Here is a 1,461-nt window from a genome sequence, read left to right on the forward strand (position 1 = left end):
GTCACATCGAGTGGACTTGGGGCCGGCCGGGGACACGAAAAAGGACGCCCACCGAAGTGGACGTCCTTTCACTTGTGGAGCCTAGGAGATTCGAACTCCTGACATCTGCCTTGCAAAGGCAGCGCTCTACCAACTGAGCTAAGGCCCCGGGTGTTGCCGGTAATCGTAGACGAACCTTACACGTCCACTCCGATCGATTGTCACACGGTGGGGATGCTGTGCCAGACGCCGTCTGCGCTGCGCTGCGAGCGCACCTTCGATAGTGTCAGCACTGCGATCACCGCCGATGCGACCAGAAGAAGGATTTTCACGTCCTGCCTCTTTTCGTTCGTTCGGTGTGGGCCTAGGAGGACTTGAACCTCCGACCTCTTCCTTATCAGGGAAGCGCTCTAACCGCCTGAGCTATAGGCCCTCATCACTACTTCGGACCGAAGAAAACCTCTCCTCGAACCGAGGGATGAGATTACCGTATCGGGCCGCTGTCTTCCAAAACGGCCCGATACGGCCCTCGATGGTGCAGGTCAGTCGCGGTCTGCCAGTGTCACTTCGACGCCACCGACCAGGTCCGACGACAGGTTGTAGATGAAGGCACCAATGGTCGTCAGAGCGGTGAACAGTACGACATTGATCACACCGATCACGGCCGCGTAGCCGAATACCTGCCCGGCACTGACCAGTCCGCCGCCGCCGGATTCGTTGACGATCTCGGTGAACGCACTGTTGAGCCGTTCCCAGACGCCCATGCCGTCGAGCACGGCGTACAGCAGGCCGACCGACACCATCCACACGAAGAACAGTGACACGGCGATCACGAGGGCGATCTTGAGCGTCGACCACGGATCGATCTTGCGGATCTGGATGGTCGCCCGCAGCGGATCGCCGTCCGCACTGGGTACAGCCGTGATGGCCGCGGGGGCCGCACGCTCGGACAGGGACGGCTCCGGGTGCCTTACGGCAGACAGGTCCGGCATGTCCTTCGCCAGATCCTTGCGTTCGATGTGCCGTGTCGGTCCGTCGATGCCCGCAGCCTTGGACCTGGCGGCTTCTCGCCGTTCGGTCTTGTCCTCGGTCGATTCGCGCTGGGTCGGCTCGGCGGCCGTCCGAGCGGACCGATCGAACTCACCGTTCGGAGGCAGCGCAGCTCCGCGTCCGGACAGGTTGGTCTGCGGCTGATTCTGCGGCTGCTGCCGGTCGTCCGTTCCCTGCGGTGCGGGCCGCTGACCGGCACCACGCTGCCAAGGCGGCGTTCCTGAGCCACCTTGCGGACCGTCGTTCTGTTGGGCCGGCATCGCCTGCGTCGCTGCCGGACCGGCCTGATCCTGACCCCGTGCGGGCTCGGACGTACGAGACGCTTCACCGGCGGCCGTCGACTCGGCTGATACCTCCGGAGTGCGCACGGTCTCGTCGGGTGCTGCAGGCTGCGAGGCAGCTGGCTGCGGGGCTGCCTGCCGTGGAGGTTGA

At 64.0% G+C, this 1,461-nt stretch carries 1 protein-coding gene and 2 tRNA genes; all 3 read right to left on the minus strand.

The annotated features are described in order from the left end of the window. Positions 1–75: 75 nt before the first annotated feature. Positions 76–148: transfer RNA gene (locus RHBS_RS27715), tRNA-Ala, on the minus strand. A gap of 190 nt (positions 149–338) precedes the next feature. Then, positions 339–412, minus strand: a tRNA-Ile gene (locus RHBS_RS27720). 109 nt (positions 413–521) lie between these two features. Beyond that, the coding region (locus tag RHBS_RS27725; protein WP_374700684.1) for a DUF3566 domain-containing protein at positions 522–1,461 on the minus strand (940 nt) is incomplete at its 5' end.

This window comes from Rhodococcus sp. BS-15, from assembly GCF_000813105.1.
Classification (GTDB): domain Bacteria; phylum Actinomycetota; class Actinomycetes; order Mycobacteriales; family Mycobacteriaceae; genus Rhodococcoides.